The 20865-nt window shown below is 53.4% G+C and carries 16 protein-coding genes; 4 read left to right on the top strand and 12 right to left on the bottom strand.

Features of this window, described 5'->3' with window-relative positions; translation table 11 throughout:
• Positions 1 to 36 precede the first annotated feature (36 nt).
• The 3 genes from glpC to glpA are packed head-to-tail and all read right to left on the bottom strand — an operon-like array spanning position 37 to position 4101.
• Entirely contained in the window at positions 37 to 1227 is a 1191-nt protein-coding gene (gene glpC / locus RYZ59_RS01280) for an anaerobic glycerol-3-phosphate dehydrogenase subunit GlpC (protein WP_318044365.1), read from the bottom strand.
• Entirely contained in the window at positions 1224 to 2483 is a 1260-nt protein-coding gene (gene glpB / locus RYZ59_RS01275) for a glycerol-3-phosphate dehydrogenase subunit GlpB (protein ID WP_318044363.1), read from the bottom strand. The genes glpC and glpB overlap by 4 nt, the downstream gene beginning before the upstream one ends.
• Positions 2473 to 4101, bottom strand: coding sequence for an anaerobic glycerol-3-phosphate dehydrogenase subunit A (gene glpA, locus RYZ59_RS01270; protein WP_318044361.1), 1629 nt, complete (start codon positions 4099 to 4101; stop codon positions 2473 to 2475). The genes glpB and glpA overlap by 11 nt, the downstream gene beginning before the upstream one ends.
• A gap of 272 nt (positions 4102 to 4373) precedes the next feature.
• Here glpA and glpT point away from each other — a divergent pair, with 272 nt between their 5' ends.
• Complete coding sequence (gene glpT, locus RYZ59_RS01265) at positions 4374 to 5732, top strand: glycerol-3-phosphate transporter (RefSeq protein ID WP_318044359.1); 1359 nt, start codon at positions 4374 to 4376, stop codon at positions 5730 to 5732.
• Between the two features lie 3 nt (positions 5733 to 5735).
• Entirely contained in the window at positions 5736 to 6803 is a 1068-nt protein-coding gene (gene glpQ, locus RYZ59_RS01260; RefSeq protein WP_137384133.1) for a glycerophosphodiester phosphodiesterase, read from the top strand.
• Positions 6804 to 6865: 62 nt separating this feature from the next.
• Here glpQ and RYZ59_RS01255 read toward each other — a convergent pair whose 3' ends face one another.
• On the bottom strand, positions 6866 to 7744 hold the full coding sequence (locus RYZ59_RS01255; protein WP_318044356.1) for a LysR family transcriptional regulator: 879 nt from the start codon (positions 7742 to 7744) through the stop codon (positions 6866 to 6868).
• A gap of 217 nt (positions 7745 to 7961) precedes the next feature.
• Here RYZ59_RS01255 and RYZ59_RS01250 point away from each other — a divergent pair, with 217 nt between their 5' ends.
• A complete protein-coding gene (locus RYZ59_RS01250) occupies positions 7962 to 9152 on the top strand; it encodes an MFS transporter (RefSeq protein WP_326929139.1) in 1191 nt (396 codons plus the stop codon).
• Between the two features lie 3 nt (positions 9153 to 9155).
• Here RYZ59_RS01250 and yfaE read toward each other — a convergent pair whose 3' ends face one another.
• The 4 genes from yfaE to ubiG form a co-directional block, all read right to left on the bottom strand.
• The gene (gene yfaE, locus RYZ59_RS01245) at positions 9156 to 9410 is read right to left on the bottom strand and encodes a ferredoxin-like diferric-tyrosyl radical cofactor maintenance protein YfaE (protein WP_115643144.1); all 255 of its coding nucleotides are present in this window, start codon (positions 9408 to 9410) and stop codon (positions 9156 to 9158) included.
• Complete coding sequence (gene nrdB, locus RYZ59_RS01240) at positions 9410 to 10540, bottom strand: class Ia ribonucleoside-diphosphate reductase subunit beta (RefSeq protein ID WP_003834668.1); 1131 nt, start codon at positions 10538 to 10540, stop codon at positions 9410 to 9412. The genes yfaE and nrdB overlap by 1 nt, the downstream gene beginning before the upstream one ends.
• A gap of 112 nt (positions 10541 to 10652) precedes the next feature.
• On the bottom strand, positions 10653 to 12938 hold the full coding sequence (gene nrdA, locus RYZ59_RS01235) for a class 1a ribonucleoside-diphosphate reductase subunit alpha (protein WP_318044353.1): 2286 nt from the start codon (positions 12936 to 12938) through the stop codon (positions 10653 to 10655).
• 420 nt (positions 12939 to 13358) lie between these two features.
• On the bottom strand, positions 13359 to 14087 hold the full coding sequence (gene ubiG / locus RYZ59_RS01230; RefSeq protein ID WP_318044351.1) for a bifunctional 2-polyprenyl-6-hydroxyphenol methylase/3-demethylubiquinol 3-O-methyltransferase UbiG: 729 nt from the start codon (positions 14085 to 14087) through the stop codon (positions 13359 to 13361).
• A gap of 158 nt (positions 14088 to 14245) precedes the next feature.
• Here ubiG and gyrA point away from each other — a divergent pair, with 158 nt between their 5' ends.
• Positions 14246 to 16882: a DNA topoisomerase (ATP-hydrolyzing) subunit A gene (gyrA, locus tag RYZ59_RS01225; protein ID WP_137384128.1), complete on the top strand. Its 2637-nt coding sequence runs from the start codon at positions 14246 to 14248 to the stop codon at positions 16880 to 16882.
• Between the two features lie 43 nt (positions 16883 to 16925).
• Here the strand turns inward: gyrA and RYZ59_RS01220 are convergent, their stop codons facing one another.
• Genes RYZ59_RS01220 through atoD form a run of 4 tightly spaced genes read right to left on the bottom strand, consistent with a single transcriptional unit; the run spans position 16926 to position 20772 of the window.
• Positions 16926 to 18110, bottom strand: a complete 1185-nt coding sequence (locus RYZ59_RS01220; protein ID WP_271440114.1) for an acetyl-CoA C-acetyltransferase — start codon at positions 18108 to 18110, stop codon at positions 16926 to 16928.
• Positions 18111 to 18140: 30 nt separating this feature from the next.
• A complete protein-coding gene (locus RYZ59_RS01215; RefSeq protein WP_318044346.1) occupies positions 18141 to 19463 on the bottom strand; it encodes a TIGR00366 family protein in 1323 nt (440 codons plus the stop codon).
• On the bottom strand, positions 19460 to 20110 hold the full coding sequence (locus RYZ59_RS01210; RefSeq protein ID WP_318044345.1) for a 3-oxoacid CoA-transferase subunit B: 651 nt from the start codon (positions 20108 to 20110) through the stop codon (positions 19460 to 19462). Before RYZ59_RS01210 ends, RYZ59_RS01215 begins: the two co-directional genes overlap by 4 nt.
• 2 nt (positions 20111 to 20112) lie before the next feature.
• Positions 20113 to 20772: an acetate CoA-transferase subunit alpha gene (gene atoD, locus RYZ59_RS01205; protein ID WP_318044343.1), complete on the bottom strand. Its 660-nt coding sequence runs from the start codon at positions 20770 to 20772 to the stop codon at positions 20113 to 20115.
• Between the last annotated feature and the right edge of the window lie 93 nt (positions 20773 to 20865).

Below are 20865 nucleotides of genomic sequence, written 5' to 3'. Positions count from 1 at the left end.
AAAATGCCCGGTAGCAAATGACACCGGGCAGCAGGTTTAACCCAACGCTTTGGCAAGCAGGGTGATCGGATGTTCGCAGCGCTTACTGGTAGACATCTCAATCTGCCATTTACACGTTTCGCAGTCGGTCACGACGATATCCGCGCCGCTTTCTTCAATCTGGCGGAATAACGGTGCGCCGATTGACTGTGACGTCGGATAGTTTTCCTTTTTAAATCCGTACGTTCCGGCGATCCCACAGCACTGTGAATCCAGCACTGTCAGTTCAAGTCCAGGAATTTGTCGCAGCAGTTCCAGCGTATAGAGTGTCCAGCCCATTTTCTCCATATGACAGGGTGTGTGATAGACCACTTTTAGCGGCAACGTTTTCAGCGGTAAGGTTTTCCCTTCGTCCAGCTTGCGCCACAGCCAGCGTGTAGCCAGTTCAATATGTTCGCGCAGGCCTGAGTTGTCGACATCCAGCACTTCAGGGTATTCATCGCGTAGCGCAAAGGTACAGGTTGAAGAGGTGGCAATAACCGGGATGCCTTTTCCGTCAATCGCTTCTCGCAGTGAAGCCACGTTACTTACCGCCTGCTTACGTGCTTTATCGGTGAAACCGTTGGCGATCAGTGGTACGCCACAGCATTTCTCTTTACTCAGCAGTTGTACGCCGGTACCCATCGCGTTCAGCACTTTTATCAGATCTTTACCGAGTTGCGGATGGTTGTAGTTCACAAAACAACCGTGGAAAAACGCGACCTGATCCTGAAACTGCGCCTGTTGCGCGGCTATGCTGCGATACCAGCGACGGAAGGTCCCGAAGGAGTACTTCGGCAGCGTACGGCGATGATCGATTTTTAGTGCATAATCAAGAAGCTGACGCACCGGTTTCAGTGAAGTCGCGGTGTTCACGATGGGGGCGAATGGCGTAGAAACACTGCCCATCAAATCGGTATGGCTTAAGACAAAGTTACGTATCGACGGACGCGTCGTGTCGTATTTGGCTCGTGCGCGTTGAATGATATCGCCAATTTTGACATCCGAAGGGCAGGCCACTTCACAGCGTTTGCAGTTGATGCAATATTTCAGCGCATCGTCATATAACGCACCATCTTTCAACCGCAGACGTTCACCGTCAGGCCCGGCTTGTTTAGGACCTGGGTACCCTGGGTTGACACGGCTTACCGGGCAGGCTGTGGTGCACACTGTGCATTTGATACAACTTTCAAAACGTGTGTCGCTCATTGCTGGCCTCCTGCACGTTTCGCAATATGATGTGCGGCGTGTAAAGCGCTCACTGCGCACACTCCGCCTCCGCAACCCTGGGCGATAGGGTCAAAACCGCCAAGTACCGATCCGATGGCAAACATATTCTCTACTGTTTTTCCTGCAAGCGATGGACGCAGTTCAGCATCGGTAGTTACGCCAAACTGTTGCCACGGTTGCGGATCAAAGACGTCACGCTGATACCACTGCGCACGTGTGGCGGTTTGTTGTACATCCAGACCGAGAATCGGCTCATGAACGGCCTCCCGCGTGGCGACCAGTCCGCTGCTAAAGAAGCTACCGCTGGCGAGCACGGCGAAGCGTGGGCGCAATGGAATATCGGCATGGTTGCGGGTCCAGATTTCGCTGACAACGCCATCCTGACAGGTGATTTTTTTCACTTCATCGCCCGGCATCCACACCCCACCCTGGCGTACAAACTGGCGCTGCAATTTGTTATGCAGGCGCATGCCCAGCACTGACGGCGGTAAAGTGGGTAATAACATCAGTGAGCAGGGCAGGCGGTCGTTGAGCCACTTCCAGAGCCGATCGTCAGCCAGGCCGAAACAGGCTGGCATAATTATCATGTCGCAGGTTTTTGCGATTGGCAGCAGGGCGTCATAGAGCAGCGACCATTTATCTTCGTTATCTAACAGACGTGCAATGTTGACGGCGCGAAATTCGGTTGGGTTATCACGCAGGACATCCAGTTCTGGCAAATCGATTTCAGCTGTTTCGACGCTGAGGTTACGCTGGCGCAGTGAGGCCGCGGCAAGGTGCGCCTGGAAATCCAGTAAGCCGCTGATTCCCACCACACAGACACGTTGTGCTGATAACGGCCAGACCGGCACTTCCGCTGAACTAAGCCAGGTTGAACGCAGGGTTCCCAACGGTGTTACACGTTGATGAGCCTGATGAACCTTACCGTGCAAATGTGTTCCGCACGCTTCCAACAGATTCTGCGCCTGCTGGGCCAGTTCCAGAACGTTGTGAGTTCCGATGGTGCTATAAGGATGACCCGGAGCCTGAGTACGCAGTGCATTCAGCCCCGCTTCAATGTCGGTTACCGGTTGGCCATCCGGCAGGTTGCTGAGCAAATCCAGTGAGCCGGAGGAGAAGTGCAGGGCGCTTTGGCCGCGGGTAACAATCGTGCAGCGCAACCCGCTTTTTTGCAGTTGCAGGCCACACATCAGCCCGGCGAGACCGCCGCCGATAATGACGGTATCAAATTTCATCCTGGTGCTCCTTTTCCAGACCGCATAATCCCTGATAAACCCAGCGGGTGAACTCGCTTTCGCGCAGTGCATCTCCCCACGCGATAGGCTGCACGCCTTTCCAGCGTTCGTTGAGGAATTCAGAAAGCTGGGTGATAGATTGTGCGGCGGTGGTGACATTAAAACGTTGTAGCAAATCTGCGGCGCGGCAGGCGCACAATTCGCCCTGACACGTCCCCATCCCGACGCGGGTACGGCGACGCAAATCGAGCAGGCTGTTGACGGTTAAATTCTCGACGGCGTATTGCACTTCACCTGCGGTGACCGCTTCGCATTCACAGACCAGGCTGCGATGTTGACGGCCTTCGCTAAGCCATGCCGGGGTGCGGTCGCCGTGACGGTAGACCGCCGAGCCGCGCAGTGGCGCAGGCAATGAGATCACGCGTTTAAGCGTGTGTTCGGTTGACTCCTGCGAGCCCGGCAGTGCTGTCTCTGCGGTCGTACAAGGGCGAGAATTGCCCAGTTTACGGCACACTGCGTCGGTGGCCCATTCTGCCATCAGGCGATAGGTCATCAGTTTGCCACCGGTAATGGTGATAAATCCGTCCAGTCCGTCGCGCTGTGCATGATCGAACAGTACAATTCCGCGGCTGACATTACGACCGGTCGGGTCGTCGTCGCTGGCCACCAGCGGACGCACACCGGAGTAAGCACGCAGGATGCGAGTTTTCGCCATAATTGGCGCCAGCTTCTCACCTTCACGCAGCAGAATATCCACCTCTTCTGCGGTGACGCGGTTGCTGTCGATATCGTCGTAATCAATGTGCTGCGAGGTTGTACCGATCAGCGAAATGGTATCGCCAGGCACCAGAATATCGGCGTCAGATGGCTTACGGCAGCGGTTGATAACATGCTGATTTATACGATGGTCCATGATCAACAGAGAACCTTTCGCCGGGAACATACGGATGCTCAGATCGGCATATTCCGCAATGCGCTGCCCCCAGATCCCGGCGGCATTCACGACCACCGGCGCATGCAGAGACTGCATCTCGCCCGTCAGATGGTTGCGTACGTTCACCCCGCACACCGTCGCACCTTCACGAATCAGCCCCGTCACTTCATGGGCTGTTAAGATGATCGCACCGTGCTCTCGTGCATCCAGCATGTTGGCGGCGGTTAAGCGGAAAGGATCAACGGTACCGTCTGGTACTTTCACTGCGCCAATCAGTTGCGGGTTTACCGAAGGTTCGATAATACGCGCCTGTTGGGGATCGATCGCTTCTGCGCGGATGCCCGCGTCTTCACAGGCACGAATAAAGGTGGCCTGGAAAGAGAGTTCATCTTCCGGCAGCGTAATAAACAGACCGTCCGTCGGCTCAACACAATGGCGGGCGATACGTTTCAGAATTTGGTTTTCGCTAATGCATTCGCGGGCAGATTCAGCGTCAGTAACGGCGTAACGTGCTCCGCTGTGCAGCAGACCGTGGTTACGGCCCGTTGCGCCTGTCGCGATATCGTGGCGTTCTACTAAGATGACGCGCAATCCGCGCAGAGCACAGTCGCGTGCGATCCCTGCACCTGTTGCTCCTCCACCAATGATAATCACGTCACTTGTTTGCGAGTCGCGAGTTTTCATTGTTTTTCCTCACAGTTCGTTTTTTATCATTTAGCCACATAAAAAACATGGATTGTTTGATTTCGCGCATAATCGCTCATAATTCGAAAATGAAACGTGATTCCGTGCGCTTTTATGAACATTTGTCATAAATGTGTAACAATCTGTGCTGCAATTCACATTATTGCCCGGAATGTTTCCTTAACATCGCGGCCACACTGGGAGCGGTAGGGTTGTTACGGCAATCTGCAGTGTTTCCTTCGAATGAAAGACGGCCACGGAGGCTACTATATATGTTGAGCATTTTTAAACCTGCGCCACACAAAGCGCGTTTAGCTGCAGCGGAGATCGATCCGACTTATCGTCGATTGCGCTGGCAGATTTTCCTGGGGATATTTTTCGGTTATGCCGCGTACTATCTGGTACGTAAGAACTTTGCTCTGGCCATGCCGTATCTGGTTGAACAGGGTTTCTCTCGTGGCGATCTGGGCTTTGCGTTGTCCGGTATCTCCATTGCATACGGATTTTCGAAATTCATCATGGGGTCCGTCTCGGATCGCTCGAATCCGCGCGTTTTCCTGCCCGCGGGCCTGATTCTGGCTGCTGCGGTGATGTTGTTCATGGGCTTCGTGCCGTGGGCGACATCCAGCATTGCCGTCATGTTTGTGCTGCTGTTCCTCTGCGGTTGGTTCCAGGGGATGGGGTGGCCGCCGTGTGGCCGTACCATGGTGCACTGGTGGTCGCAGAAAGAGCGTGGCGGCATCGTTTCCGTCTGGAACTGTGCGCATAACGTCGGTGGCGGTCTGCCTCCGCTGCTGTTCCTGTTGGGTATGGCCTGGTTTAACGACTGGAAAGCGGCGCTGTACATGCCTGCCTTTGGTGCGATAGTCGTTGCGCTGTTCGCCTTTGCGATGATGCGTGATACGCCGCAGTCCTGTGGCCTGCCGCCAATCGAAGAGTACAAGAACGACTATCCGGATGATTACAACGAAAAAGCGGAAGAAGAGCTGACTGCGAAGCAGATCTTCATGCAATACGTACTGCCGAACAAACTGTTGTGGTATATCGCTATCGCCAACGTGTTCGTCTATCTGCTGCGTTACGGTATCCTGGACTGGTCACCGACCTATCTGAAAGAAGTGAAGCATTTTGCACTGGATAAATCGTCCTGGGCTTACTTCCTGTATGAGTATGCCGGTATCCCAGGTACGCTGCTGTGCGGCTGGATGTCGGATAAAGTCTTCCGCGGTAACCGTGGTGCCACCGGCGTGTTCTTTATGACGCTGGTCACCATCGCGACGGTCGTTTACTGGATGAACCCGGCAGGCAATCCGAACGTGGATATGGCTTGTATGATTATCATCGGCTTCCTGATCTACGGCCCGGTCATGTTGATCGGTCTGCATGCGCTGGAACTGGCACCGAAAAAAGCGGCGGGGACGGCGGCAGGCTTCACCGGACTGTTCGGCTACCTGGGTGGCTCTGTCGCGGCGAGCGCCATTGTAGGTTACACCGTTGACTTCTTCGGCTGGGATGGCGGCTTCATGGTGATGATTGGCGGTAGCGTACTGGCGGTGGTTCTGCTGGTGGTCGTTATGATTGGTGAAAAACGCCATCATGCAGAAATGATGCTGAAGCGTAACGGGGGCTAATGAATGAAAACCACATTGAAAAGTCTCAGCGTCGCGCTGATGCTGGCAGGTATGGTTGTTAGCAGTGCGGCGGTTGCCGCAGATAAAATTGTCATTGCACACCGTGGCGCCAGCGGATATTTACCCGAGCACACGCTGCCTGCGAAAGCGATGGCTTATGCTCAGGGCGCGGATTTTCTGGAGCAGGATTTGGTGATGACCAAGGATGATCATCTGGTTGTCCTGCATGACCACTATCTTGACCGCGTAACCGATGTTGCTGAGCGCTTTCCGGATCGTGCGCGTAAAGATGGGCGTTACTATGCCATCGACTTTACGCTGGATGAGATCAAATCGCTGAAATTTACCGAAGGTTTTGATATCGAAAATGGCAAAAAGGTACAGACATATCCAGGGCGTTTCCCGATGGGTAAATCTGATTTCCGTGTGCACACTTTCGAAGAAGAAATTGAGTTTGTTCAGGGATTAAATCATTCAACCGGCAAAAACATCGGCATTTACCCGGAAATGAAAGCGCCGTGGTTCCATCACCAGGAAGGGAAGGACATCGCCGCTAAGACGCTGGAAGTGCTGAAAAAGTACGGGTACACCGGTAAACAAGACAATGTCTATCTGCAGTGCTTTGATGTTGCGGAGTTAAAACGCATCAAAAATGAACTGGAACCGAAGATGGGGATGGATCTCAATCTGGTGCAGTTGATTGCGTACACTGACTGGAATGAAACTCAGGAGAAAAAACCAGACGGTAGTTGGGTGAATTACAACTACGACTGGATGTTCAAACCGGGTGCCATGAAGCAGGTGGCGGAGTATGCGGACGGCATTGGGCCGGACTACCATATGCTGGTTGATGAGAAGTCCAGTAAGGGCAATATCTCATTAACGGGTATGGTACAGGACGCGCACCAGAACAAGATGGTGGTGCATCCTTATACTGTTCGTGCCGATCAGCTGCCGGATTATGCAACGGATGTAAACCAGTTGTATGACGTGTTGTACAACAAGGCGGGCGTTGACGGGCTGTTCACCGACTTCCCCGACAAAGCGGTGAAATTCCTGCATAAAGAGTAACGGCAGAAGGCCTGCGATGAACGTATTTTCGCAGGCCTTATTGGTGAAGCGTGAGCAGATTGCTAGATGAGGCCGTCAGCAGTCAACGATTCCATATATGCCTGCAGTAGAAATAAAGGGCTGCCGTCTACCGGCGGCTCTTTTGCCAATAATGATATTTGTCGATAAAACGTTGGCTCCAGCGCCACTGAGCGAATTTCCCCGCCTACTGCCTTCAGCGTGAGTTCCGGTAATAATGCAATCCCCAGCCCCTGGCGAATAAAGCTCATTGCGGTATCCGGGTGGTTAAATTCGTATTTAATAACTGGCTCAATCCCTTTTTCTTTAAACAACGTCATGATGCTTAATTCATAGCGGCCTTTACTGATAATCAGCGGCTCTCCCATCAGTTCTTCCAGCGAAACGGTCGTGTTGGTTGCCAGCGGGTGGCTTTCGGGAACCACTACGGTAAATTTGTCGCGAATGACCGGTACGCAATACATATTACTGACCGGGAAGTGTACAAAGCCTGCATCAATGCTGCCATTGCGGAGTGAATCCACAATCTCGTTGCTGTTTTCTTCGTAGGGTATGATTTTGATAGTAGGGTGCTGGTGCTCAAAGTAGCGGATGATGCCGGGCAAAATGCAGGCGCAGGCGCTGGGAAAACAGCCAATGTGCAGGGTACGAATTGGGTTTTGCTTCTCCTGCTCGGCAATCTCTTTGACCGCGTGCGTTTGCACGATAATCTCCCGCAGATGTGGGATAAGTCGGGAACCTGCTGGCGTTAGCTGAATATCTTTTCGACGCTCACGGATCAAAATATCGATGCCCAGCTCTTCTTCAAGCGCTGAAATAGCCTGACTCACTGCCGATTGGGTCATATAGAGCCGCTTGCTGGCTTCGGTAAAACCTCCGTACTCAAGAACGGCAAGCAGGGCGTGGATCTGCGTTAGTGTCATTAGTTATCTCTAATTAATATAATTAAAATGATTAATTTCTCTAATAGCATAGGCCTGTTTATACTGACTTTCTACATTCAGTACCCAAAATAATTGGCGTAGCCAACACGTAAGCAACGTGAAGTATGACGGGTATAAATCATATTTTGACGCACCTGTCCGTGGTTCAGTTGAGCTGAGCGTTGCCTGTGTGCGCCGTCTGAACAGGTTGTCGAAAATGAAAGAAAAACTGTGGACGAAGGATTTTTGGGCAATAACGATTATCAGCTTTATTATCTTTTTTGTTTTTTATGTCCTGCTGACCCTGCTTCCGATCTATATTTCGGATCGCCTGCATGCGACTCCTGATAAGGCCGGTTTATTAGTCACGTTCTTTTTGGGTGCTGCCATTCTTGTCCGTCCTTTTGCCGGGCAGTGGGTGGGGAAATATTCGAATAAAACGATTCTGGTGCTCTCTTCTCTGGCCTTTTTGGTGGTCACTGCGCTGTATCCGGTTTGCCATTCAATTGAATCACTCCTGCTGATTCGGGTGCTTCATGGTGTAACGTTTGGCGTTATAACCACGGTAAAAGGAACGATTTCCGCGCGGTTGATACCGGCCTCCCGACGTGGGGAGGGCATCAGTTTTTTCTCTTTAGCCATGGGACTGGCAATGGTGGTTGGGCCATGGGTCGGGCTGAACATGGCGCGCTGGGAAGCCTACACCGCCGCATTCTGGCTGTGTACGGCTGTGGCGGCGCTGGGGATTGGGCTGTCGCTGATTGTCGCCGTACCGCCGGTGATTCGTCACGCTGATGGTTCTAAACCGAAGCTGGGCTTTGCTGCCATGTTTGACCGCGCTGCGCTGCCTTTCGCGATGGTGACATTCTTTATGACCTTTTCCTATGCGGGCGTTTCAGCCTTCCTTGCATTGTATGCCCGCGAATTGGATTTGATGGCGGCCGCCAGTAATTTCCTGCTTTGCTACGCTATTTGCCTGATGGTCTGCCGGACCTTTACCGGCAATATTTGTGATAAAAAAGGGCCGAAATACGTGGTTTACCCGTGCTTGCTGGCCTTCACCGTTGGGCTGGTGGCGTTGGGCTACACCAACGGGAGTATGATGATGATTCTGGCCGGTGGATTAATTGGTATCGGCTATGGCTCAGTGACGCCTGTGTTTCAGACACAAATTATTAGCTCGGTGGAGCCGCACAAAATCGGTGTGGCCAATTCGCTGTTTTTCAATGCAATGGACGCGGGAATGGCCATTGGTGCGTTCATCATGGGGATGATGGTCGAAGGCGTGGGGTATCGGGCGATTTACCTGGTTGGGGCTTTGCTGGTGGTGCTGGCAGGGGCATTGTATATTATGCAGATGAAAAAACGCGGCGACGTGGTACTGGTCTCCGCGCATGAAGTCCACTAAGCACTACATTTCAATCTCAATATCCCCGTTTGCCCGGCAACAGCAGGGCAATATCTCACCCGGCTGAATAAACGCCAGAGGTTCCGCAATCCAGTCAACCTGTCCCGCCACCAGGCGGGTACGGCAGGAACCGCAGTAACCTTCACGGCACTGATACTCGACTTCAACGTTGTGCGATTCGAGCGCGGCGAGCAGGGAAGGATGTTCATCCTGGCACAGCAGTTGTGTGCCAGAGATGCGCAGAGTCACGCGGCCCATCAGAGCTGGAAATTACTCAGGTCGTCGGTATCAACTTCGGCGTCGATTTGGCCGACCAGATAAGAGCTGACTTCCACTTCCTGCGGTGCAACCTGGACGTTATCGGATACCAGCCAGGTATTGATCCACGGGATCGGGTTAGAGCGTGTCTGGAATGGCAGATCAAGACCAACAGCCTGCATACGGATATTGGTGATGTACTCAACGTACTGGCACAGGATATCTTTGTTCAGACCGATCATCGAGCCGTCACGGAACAGATAATCTGCCCACTCTTTTTCCTGCAGCGCGGCCTGTACAAACAGGTCATAGCACTCTTGTTTACACTCTTCGGCAATTTCGGCCATCTCTGGATCGTCGACACCGCTGCGCAGCAGGTTCAGCATATGCTGGGTGCCGGTCAAATGCAGGGCTTCATCACGGGCAATCAGACGAATGATTTTTGCATTGCCTTCCATCAGTTCGCGTTCCGCAAAAGCGAAAGAGCAGGCAAAGCTGACGTAGAAGCGAATAGCTTCCAGCGCGTTAACGCTCATCAGGCACAGATACAGTTTTTTCTTCAGTTCACGCAGATTGACGACAACCGTTTTACCATTGACCGTATGCGTGCCTTCGCCCAGCAGATGCCAGTAGCTGGTCATCTCGATCAACTCATCGTAGTAGCTGGAAATGCCTTCCGCGCGTTTCTGGATCTGTTCGTTGGTGACGATATCGTCGAACACCACCGCGGGATCGTTAACGATATTACGGATGATATGGGTATAAGAGCGGGAGTGAATAGTTTCGGAAAATGCCCACGTTTCCACCCAGGTTTCCAGCTCAGGGATAGAAATCAGCGGCAGCAGCGCCACGTTCGGGCTACGACCCTGAATAGAGTCCAGCAGCGTCTGATATTTCAGGTTGCTGATAAAAATATGTTTTTCATGTTCCGGCAGTGCCTGGAAGTCAATGCGGTCACGTGAAACGTCGACTTCTTCCGGACGCCAGAAGAAAGAGAGCTGCTTTTCGATCAGTTTTTCGAAGATGTCATATTTTTGCTGATCGTAGCGGGCGACGTTCACCGGCTGGCCGAAAAACATCGGTTCCAGAAGCTGGTCATTTTTCGTCTGTGAAAAAGTGGTGTATGCCATTGATGTGAATCCTGTCTGGAATGTATTGCCGGACGCGCTTCGCTTACCCGACTTACATTACCGCGAATTAATTTATAGGCCGGGCAAGCGTAGCGCCGCCCGGCATCATTCATCAGATCTTACAAGCGCCGCTTTCGCAGCCGTCGTCCTGAATGGACGGCACCAGATCGTCCTGAGAATCTTCCGCACCGTCACGGGTGTTCTGATAATACAGCGTTTTGACACCAAATTTGTAGGCGGTGAGCAGGTCTTTCAGCAACTGCTGCATCGGTACTTTTCCGGACGGGAAACGTGACGGATCGTAGTTGGTGTTGGCAGAAATCGACTGATCGATAAATTTCTGCATGATCCCTACCAGTTGCAGATACCCATCATTGTTCGGCATCTCCCACAGCAGTTCGTACGCGTCGTGCAGGTGTTCGTAGTCCGGCACAACCTGACGCAGAATGCCATCTTTGGATGCTTTAATGCTCACGTAGCCGCGCGGTGGTTCAATGCCGTTAGTTGCGTTGGAGATCTGCGAAGAGGTCTCCGACGGCATCAGCGCAGAAAGCGTGGAGTTACGCAGACCGTGGGTCTTAATGGACTCACGCAGTTGCTCCCAGTCCAGGTGCAACGGCTCGTTGGCAATGGCATCCAGATCTTTCTTATAGGTATCGATCGGCAAAATACCCTGCGCATAGGTGGTTTCGTTGAACCACGGGCATGCGCCTTGCTCTTTTGCCAGTTCGTTAGAGGCTTTCAGCAGGTAATACTGAATGGCTTCAAAGGTTTTATGGGTCAGGTTATTCGCGCTGCCGTCAGAGTAACGCTTACCGTTTTTCGCCAGCCAGTAGGCGTAGTTGATTACGCCAATACCCAGCGTACGACGGCCCATGGCGCCACGTTTAGCGGCCGGAATTGGATAATCCTGGTAATCCAGCAGCGCATCAAGAGCACGCACAGCCAGTACGGCCAGTTCTTCCAGCTCATCCAGGCTGTCGATAGCACCCAGGTTGAATGCGGATAACGTACACAGCGCGATTTCACCGTTTTCGTCGTTCACATCGGTCAACGGTTTGGTCGGCAGTGCGATTTCCAGACACAGGTTGGACTGGCGTACCGGTGCGACAGCCGGATCAAACGGGCTGTGGGTGTTGCAGTGGTCAACGTTCTGAATGTAGATACGACCAGTAGAAGCGCGTTCCTGCATCATCAGCGAGAACAGCTCAACCGCTTTCACGCGCTGTTTGCGGATGCTGTCGTCGTTTTCATATTGGGTGTACAGACGCTCGAATTCGTCCTGGTCGGCGAAAAACGCATCGTACAGGCCTGGGACGTCGGATGGGCTGAACAGGGTGATGTCGCCGCCTTTCAGCAGACGGGTGTACATCAGCTTGTTGATCTGCACACCGTAGTCCATGTGACGGACGCGGTTACCTTCTACGCCACGGTTGTTTTTCAGCACCAGCAGGCTTTCTACTTCCAGATGCCACATCGGGTAGAACAGCGTGGCTGCACCACCGCGTACGCCACCCTGAGAGCAGGATTTCACCGCAGTCTGGAAATGCTTGTAGAACGGAATACAGCCGGTGTGGAACGCTTCACCGCCGCGAATTGGGCTACCCAGCGCACGGATGCGACCGGCGTTAATGCCGATACCGGCACGCTGAGAAACGTATTTCACAATTGCGCTGGAGGTTGCGTTGATGGAGTCCAGGCTGTCGCCGCACTCGATCAGTACGCAGGAGCTGAACTGACGCGTAGGGGTACGCACGCCGGACATAATTGGCGTCGGCAGAGAGATTTTGAACGTAGAAACGGCGTCGTAGAAACGTTTAACGTATTGCAGACGGGTTTCACGCGGATAGTTCGAGAACAGGCAAGCCGCTACCAGAATGTAGAGGAACTGTGCGCTTTCATAAATTTCACCGGTGACGCGGTTTTGCACCAGATATTTGCCCTCTAACTGCTTTACCGCAGCATAAGAGAAGGTCATATCACGGTCGTGCTCGATGAACGAGTCCATCTGCTTGAACTCTTCTTCCGTGTAGTCTTCCAGCAGATGATTGTCGTATTTGCCCATTTCAACCATTTTCACAACATGGTCGAACAGTTTTGGCGGCTCAAACTCGCCGTAGGCTTTTTTACGCAGGTGGAAAATGGCCAGGCGAGCAGCCAGGTACTGATAATCCGGCGCGTCGCGGGAGATCAGGTCTGCAGCAGCTTTGATGATCGTTTCATGGATATCGGAAGTCTTGATACCGTCATAAAACTGAATGTGGGAGCGCAACTCGACCTGTGAAATCGATACGTTATTCAGTCCTTCTGCCGCCCAATCCAGAACTCGATGGATTTTGTCGAGATTGATGCGCTCTGTACTACCATCACGCTTTGTCACCAGCAGACTCTGATTCATGTGGTTTTTTACCTGTCCGTGAAAGAAAAAATATCCCCCATATTATCCACAGTGCCACGTTGTGACTAAGTCTGTGGATAAATACTATATGTAGGGGTTGTTTGATAAAATAGACGCTATATGGTGAGTATTCTAGTAGGGATTCTTTTCAGCACAAGAGTTGATTTTGAGGTTAAATTGAGGTTGCAAAAGGGTAAGGATCGCTAAGTGCGCGTCTTATAAGGCCTGGCGGGGATGTCAATAATTGAGAAAAAAAATAGAAAATTTGATCGAGTGCTGATTTCTTCATCTAAGGCAAAGAAAGTTCTTATGATCTGGCACAGGATTTGTAGGCCTGATAAGCGAAGCGCCATCAGGCATTGTTCCCGTTAGCATGCCGGATGGCGTCGCTGGCGCGCCTTATCCGGCCTACAGGAGCGGTTAATCAACCCTGGCGGTGGTATGTACCATATAGTTCACATCCACGCCGGGGCCCAGTTTGAAGGTGTTGGTAATGGGGTTGTAATGCAGACCGGTCATGTGACGTTCCTTCAACACCGTCTGGTCGACCCACTGTAACAATTCAGCCGGCTTAATAAATTTTTTCACATCGTGCGTACCTTTCGGCACCATGCGCAGAATATATTCCGCGCCGACCACAGCCATCAACCAGGACTTACCGTTACGGTTGAGCGTGGAGAAAAATACTTCGCCGCCGGGTTTCACCAGCCTGGCGCAGGCTCTGACCACCGACTGCGGGTCCGGTACGTGTTCCAGCATTTCCATACAGGTGACGACGTCATACTGATGCGCATGTTTCTCGGCGTGTTCTTCGACAGTCTCCTGCACATACTCAACATGAATGCCGCTTTCCAGCGCATGCAGTTTTGCCACCTGGAGCGGTTCAAACCCCATATCCAGGCCGGTGACCGTTGCGCCTTCACGCGCCATGCTTTCTGCCAGAATCCCGCCGCCGCAGCCGACGTCGAGTACCTTTTTACCAAACAGACCACCTGACCGTTCGGCGATATAGCCCAGACGCAGCGGGTTTATGCGGTGCAGAGGCTTAAATTCACCCTCAAGATCCCACCAGCGCGACGCGACTGCTTCAAATTTGGCAATTTCTTCATGGTCAACGTTGTGAGTTACCGGCTGTTTTTCGGCATTCATTGGGGCTTCTACTCCTAAATTAGCAATACAAACGAGTATATCAGCCTGACGGGATGAATAAAGCCTCTGTCTGGGGGAATCCATTTACCTGAATCTGCACGGGTGTGTTATAATTTGCGACCTTTGAATCCGGGATACAGTAGAGGGATAGCGGTTAGATGAGCGACCTTGCGAGAGAAATTACACCGGTCAACATTGAGGAAGAGCTGAAGAGCTCCTATCTGGATTATGCGATGTCGGTCATTGTTGGCCGTGCGCTGCCGGACGTCCGAGATGGCCTGAAGCCGGTACACCGTCGCGTACTTTACGCCATGAACGTATTGGGCAACGACTGGAATAAAGCCTATAAAAAATCTGCCCGTGTCGTTGGTGACGTAATCGGTAAATACCACCCTCATGGTGATACCGCCGTTTACGACACCATTGTTCGTATGGCGCAGCCATTCTCCTTGCGCTACATGCTGGTGGATGGTCAGGGTAACTTTGGTTCTGTCGATGGCGACTCCGCAGCTGCGATGCGTTATACGGAAATCCGTATGTCGAAAATCGCCCACGAGCTGATGGCTGACCTGGAAAAAGAAACGGTTGATTTCGTCGATAACTACGACGGCACCGAACGCATTCCAGACGTCATGCCGACCAAAATTCCTAACCTGCTGGTGAACGGTTCGTCCGGTATCGCGGTAGGTATGGCAACCAACATTCCGCCGCACAACCTGACGGAAGTGATCAACGGCTGTCTGGCATATATTGACGATGAAGACATCAGCATTGAAGGGCTGATGGAACATATTCCGGGTCCGGACTTCCCGACCGCAGCGATCATCAATGGTCGTCGTGGTATCGAAGAAGCTTACCGTACCGGTCGCGGCAAGGTATACATTCGCGCACGTGCAGAAGTCGAAGCTGACGCGAAAACCGGTCGTGAAACCATCATCGTGCATGAAATTCCGTATCAGGTGAACAAAGCACGCCTGATCGAGAAAATTGCCGAGCTGGTAAAAGACAAACGCGTTGAAGGCATCAGCGCGCTGCGTGACGAGTCTGATAAAGACGGTATGCGCATCGTGATTGAAGTGAAACGCGATGCGGTCGGGGAAGTGGTGCTGAATAACCTCTACTCCCAGACCCAACTGCAGGTTTCTTTCGGTATCAACATGGTTGCGCTGCACCATGGCCAGCCGAAGATCATGAACCTGAAAGAGATTATCGCTGCGTTTGTTCGTCACCGTCGTGAAGTGGTTACCCGCCGTACTATTTTTGAACTGCGTAAAGCCCGCGACCGTGCGCACATCCTCGAAGCGCTGGCGATTGCTCTTGCCAACATCGATCCGATTATCGAACTGATCCGTCGTGCCCCGACCCCGGCAGAAGCGAAAGCGGCGCTGGTTGCGCGCTCCTGGGAACTGGGTAACGTCTCTGCCATGCTGGAACGTGCGGGTGATGACGCTGCGCGTCCTGAATGGCTGGAACCTGAGTTTGGCGTGCGTGATGGTCAGTACTTCCTGACTGAACAGCAGGCCCAGGCGATTCTGGATCTGCGCTTGCAGAAACTGACCGGCCTTGAGCATGAAAAACTGCTCGACGAATACAAAGAGCTGCTGGAGCAGATCGCTGAACTGCTGCACATTCTGGGCAGTGCCGATCGTCTGATGGAAGTTATCCGTGAAGAGATGGAGCTGGTTCGTGAGCAGTTCGGCGATGCGCGTCGTACTGAAATCACCGCGAACAGCGCTGACATCAACATCGAAGATCTGATTAGCCAGGAAGATGTTGTCGTAACCTTGTCTCATCAGGGCTACGTGAAATATCAGCCGTTAACCGATTACGAAGCACAGCGTCGTGGCGGGAAAGGTAAATCAGCAGCACGCATTAAAGAAGAAGACTTTATCGACCGCCTGCTGGTGGCCAACACTCACGACACGATCCTCTGCTTCTCCAGCCGCGGTCGTTTGTACTGGATGAAGGTTTATCAGCTACCGGAAGCCAGCCGTGGCGCGCGTGGACGTCCAATCGTCAACCTGCTGCCGCTGGAAGCCAACGAACGCATCACCGCAATTCTGCCGGTACGCGAGTACGAAGAGGGTGTGAACGTCTTCATGGCGACCGCCAGCGGTACGGTGAAGAAAACCGCGCTGACCGAGTTCAGCCGTCCGCGTTCCGCCGGTATCATTGCGGTTAACCTGAACGAAGGCGACGAGCTGATTGGCGTTGACCTGACGTCCGGTAGTGACGAAGTCATGCTGTTCTCTGCTGCCGGTAAAGTGGTGCGCTTCAAAGAAGACGCAGTCCGTGCGATGGGACGTACCGCGACCGGTGTACGCGGTATCAAGCTGGCAGGAGAAGATAAAGTTGTTTCTCTGATTGTTCCGCGCGGTGAAGGTGCCATCCTGACCGTGACGCAGAACGGCTACGGTAAGCGTACCGCGGCAGAAGAGTATCCGACCAAGTCTCGTGCGACGCAGGGCGTTATCTCCATCAAGGTTACCGAGCGCAACGGCTCTGTTGTCGGCGCGGTACAGGTTGAAGATACCGACCAGATCATGATGATCACCGATGCAGGTACGCTGGTGCGTACTCGCGTGTCGGAAATCAGCGTGGTTGGGCGTAACACCCAGGGCGTGATCCTCATCCGCACGGCGGAAGATGAAAACGTCGTCGGTCTGCAACGTGTTGCTGAACCGGTTGATGATGAAGAACTTGACTCCATCGACGGTAGTGCTGCGGAAGGGGACGATGATATCGCTCCTGAAGCTGAGAGCGACGATGATGCGGCAGATGACGCAGAAGAGTAATTAAGTTGTAATGAGAAGGGCCGGAGAAATCCGGCCCTTTTTTTTAGTTCATCCGCTCCACGATCATTGCTATACCCTGGCCGCCGCCGATACACAGAGTTGCCAGACCGAGCGTTTTATCCCGTGCCTGTAACGCGTGCAGCAATGTGACCAGAATACGCGCGCCGCTGGCGCCGATAGGGTGGCCCAGCGCAATCGCACCACCGTTAACGTTGACCTTTTGCGCATCAAACCCCAGCGTTTTACCCACGGCAAGAAACTGTGCGGCAAATGCTTCGTTGGCTTCGATAAGGTCGATATCCGACAGTTGCAGCCCGCTCAGTTGTAACGCTTTTTGCGTGGCCGGAACGGGTCCCATGCCCATCATCGCCGGGGCGACGCCGCCGCTGGCCCAGGCCTTGATTCGCGCCAGCGGTTTTAGCCCAGCAGCCAGCGCTGCCGACTCTTCCATTACCACCAGAGCGGCAGCACCGTCGTTAATCCCCGAGGCGTTGCCAGCGGTAACGGTACCTGCTTTGTCGAAGGCAGGACGCAATGCGGCAAGACCTTCCGCCGTGGAGTCTGCCTTGGGAAACTCATCGCGTTCAAAAATGAGGGTTTTCTTACGCGATTGTACGCTGACGGGGACGATTTCGGCCTGGAAAGCGCCGGACTCTATTGCGGCAATAGCTTTCTGCTGTGATAACAGTGCCAGTTCATCCTGCATTTCGCGGCTGATGCCATACTCTTTGGCGACATTTTCTGCGGTGATCCCCATATGGTAACCATGCTCGGCGCAGATCAGGCCGTCGCGCAAAATAACGTCCGACAATTGCCCATCGCCGAGGCGATATCCCCAGCGGGCTTTTGCGTCTAACAGGTAGGGGGCCTGACTCATGTTTTCCATTCCGCCAGCGACCAGTGCCTGGGCCTGTCCGGCGGCGATCGCCTGAGCCGCAAGCGCCACGCTTTTGAGACCGGAGCCACACACTTTGTTGACGGTGAAGCCGCAAACGGTGTCGGAAAGACCGCTTCTTAGCAATGCCTGACGCGCCGGATTCTGTCCAAGACCGGCCTGCAGCACATTACCCATAATCACTTCTTCAACCTGTTGCGGATCAAGATGAGCGCGCTCGATTGCCGCTTTTATCACGGTTGATCCCAGCTCGATAGCGCTGGTGGTCGCCAGTGCGCCATTAAAGCTACCGATTGCGGTACGTGCCGCGCTGACAATGACACAGTTTTTCATTTTTCTGTTCCTTTATGTAAGTAATGGCTGTCAGAACAAGGTCAATCCAATGACAAAAATGACGCCTGAGAAAAGCAGGGCGGTGATGCAGTACCCCATGATGTCGCGCACACCCAATCCGGCGATCGCCAATGCAGGTAGCGCCCAGAACGGCTGCGCCATGTTCATCCACTGCTCGCCATAGGCGATAGCCATTACTGACTTACCGAGATCGGCGCCAAGCGCCTGAGCGGCTGGCATGACGAACGGTCCCTGAATAACCCAATGGCCGCCGCCAGATGGCACGGCAAAGTTAATCAGTGCTGAACTGAAGAAGGTCATCAGCGGGAAGGTGTCTTTGTTGGCGACGTTGATGAAGAACTCGGTAATCAATCCGCCGAGGCCAGAGTGCTCCATCATCAACTGAATACCGGCGTAGAAGGGGAACTGCACCAGGATGCCGGCGGTGCTACGTGCGGCAGCGCTAACGGCACGCATATAGGCCATAGGCGTTTTATGCAGCAGCAGACCGGCAATCATAAACATCAGGTTGACGGTGTTGATGGTGATGTTGAAGCCTTTCTCAGTGAAATAGAGGGCCAGATAAGCAATCCCTAATGCCCCGATTACCAGGGCCAGAATGCGGCTCTCTTCCAGTTTTTCCGATGGCGGGGCGTCGGGTGGCAGTTTTTTCTGGAAATCAGCTTCTTCCAGTAACAGCTTCGGATCGATGCTTACTACATCAGACGGTTTTGGCGTCATCATGCGTGTGATGAACGGCATCACGACGATCAGCGCCACGGTGATGAAGATGTTGAAACCGGTAAACAGCGTATCTGCGACCGGAATTAATCCTGCGACGTGCTCAACCGGGTTGCCTGGCGTTGCCGCCAGCAATGGCATTGAGCCGGAGAAGCCACCCCCCCAGGTGAGAAAACCGATGTAGGCGCAGGCAATCAGCAGGGGATAGTCGGAGCCGGGTACCCGGCGTGCGACTTCACGGGCAAACATCGCTCCCACTACCAGACCAAAACCCCAGTTGATGACGCAGGCGACTGAACCGAAAAACGTCACCAGCATCACGCCCTGAGCGGGGGTTTTGGCGGCAGACGCTGCCGTACGCAGCAGACTTTTCACCGGTCCTGAACTGGCTAACGCATGGCCTGTGACGATGATCAACGCCATCTGCATGCCAAAGGCCAGCAGGTTCCAGAAACCATCACCCCAGAATCTCACCATGCTGACTGGCGTTTGTGGCGTCAGCCACAGCGCGATGCCGAAGGTCAACAGCGTTAGCAGCATGGCGAAAATCAGCGGGTCGGGCAGCCAGCGGCTGACCACGCGCGTCATAAAACGAGCAATGCGGCCGATCATGCATCACCTCGCAGGATAATCAGCTCGGCGGTGACATCAAACTGCGCTTCGGTTTTTTCACGCAGCATGGCGATATCGCATCCTTCTGCGATTTCCGTAAGCCACATTTTTCCGTCAATGAAGCGGAAAACGGCGAGTTCGGTGACCAGCATATGCACCGCATGTTGTGCCGTCAGCGGCATGGTGCAATGTCGGAGGATCTTCGCTGAGCCGTCTTTTGCGCAATGCTCCATCGCGATAATCACTTTGCGCGCGCCGGTCACCAGATCCATCGCCCCTCCCATGCCGGGAACCATTTTTCCGGGAACGACCCAGTTGGCGAGGTTGGCTTGTTCATCGACCTGTAACCCACCGAGCACGCAGGCATCGACATGGCCGCCGCGAATTAACGCAAACGACATGGCGCTATCAAACATGGCCGCGCCTGGTAAAATCCCGCACGGTTGCCCACCGGCGTTTACCAGGTCTGGATGCGCGGTCGTGACCGGGCCCAGACCGAGAAAACCATTTTCTGACTGCAATGTGATATGAATGTCAGCGGGCAGGTAGTTGGCAACCATCGTCGGCAGACCAATCCCCAGGTTGACGACATCCCCATCGTGAAGCTCAAGCGCCACACGGCGCGCAATACGTTGTTTAGCATCCATGATTAGCTCTCCTGTGGCATGACGATATGGTCGATAACGGCACCGGGGGTAACGATCTGGTCTGGCTGGAGTTCACCGATCCCGACCATTTCATCCGGTTCAACCAGTGTGATGTCGGCGGCGAGGGCAATCAGTGGGTTAAAATTACGGGCGCTAAGTTGATAGGTCAGGTTGCCAAGCGTGTCGGCGCGGTGTGCGCGGATCAGCGCCAGATCGGCACGTAATGGACGTTCGAGCAACCAGACTCTGCCATCGAGCGTCATGGTCTGCTTGCCATCTTCCACTACGGTGCCGACGCCGGTTGGTGTGAGAAAACCGCCAAGGCCTGCGCCACCGCAGCGAATTTGCTCAATCAGAGTGCCTTGCGGCACCAGTTGTACGTCCATTTCACCGGCAATCATGCGGCGACCGGTTTCAGGGTTGGTGCCAATGTGCGAGGCAATCACTTTGCTCACGCGGCCGTTGACGATTAAGGGGCCGATACCGGTATCGACAAATGCGGTATCGTTGGCAATTAACGTCAAATCCCTGACGCCAGATTCAAGTAAGGCTTCGACAAGGCGAGGTGGCGTGCCAACCCCCATAAAACCGCCGACCATGATGGTCATGCCGTCACGAAAGAAGCTCGCTGCGTCTTGTAAAGTAATCAGTTTTGTTTTCATTATGTTTCCCTTTTGCATACTCCATTTTGGGTACGTTCAGGGAATTGCAAGCCGGGTGCCAGAATGACAAATGGCGAAATTAATTTTTAATTA

It is taken from the genome of Citrobacter sp. HN-141 (assembly GCF_033341895.1).
Lineage (GTDB): Bacteria > Pseudomonadota > Gammaproteobacteria > Enterobacterales > Enterobacteriaceae > Citrobacter.
The sequence above is the reverse complement of the archived record's forward strand: the minus strand, read 5'-3'. Positions and strand labels throughout refer to the sequence as shown.